The sequence below is a fragment of the Chryseobacterium sp. SIMBA_029 genome (assembly GCF_046535275.1).
GTDB lineage: Bacteria > Bacteroidota > Bacteroidia > Flavobacteriales > Weeksellaceae > Chryseobacterium.
Genome location: NZ_JAWRXA010000463.1, coordinates 1 through 262, shown reverse-complemented (window position 1 = coordinate 262; position 262 = coordinate 1). Strand labels below are relative to the sequence as shown.

Sequence of the window (262 nt, the reverse complement as noted above, 5' to 3'; positions counted from 1 at the left end):
CTCATCTTCCAGAATTTTATGGAAAGAAAGGTTGTTCATCCATACCATGTAGGATCTGTGGAAATCAATTATAATTCAAAATCCAAAACTTTTGAAGTGACAGGTCGTTTTTTTCTGGATGATATGGAAAATGGATTGAGTAAAAAATACGGGGGATCTTTTCACTTTAATGATGAAAAATATAAAGCCAAACTCAATGAATCCCTGCAAAAATATTGTCAGGAATATTTTAAGTTAAAGACAGACAATAAATTTTTAAAAG

At 30.2% G+C, this 262-nt stretch carries 1 protein-coding gene; it reads left to right on the top strand.

The window, feature by feature from the left end; genetic code table 11:
* Positions 1 to 18: 18 nt before the first annotated feature.
* Positions 19 to 262, top strand: a 244-nt coding sequence (locus tag SB679_RS24835) for a DUF6702 family protein (protein WP_410704958.1), incomplete at its 3' end; no start/stop codon positions are given.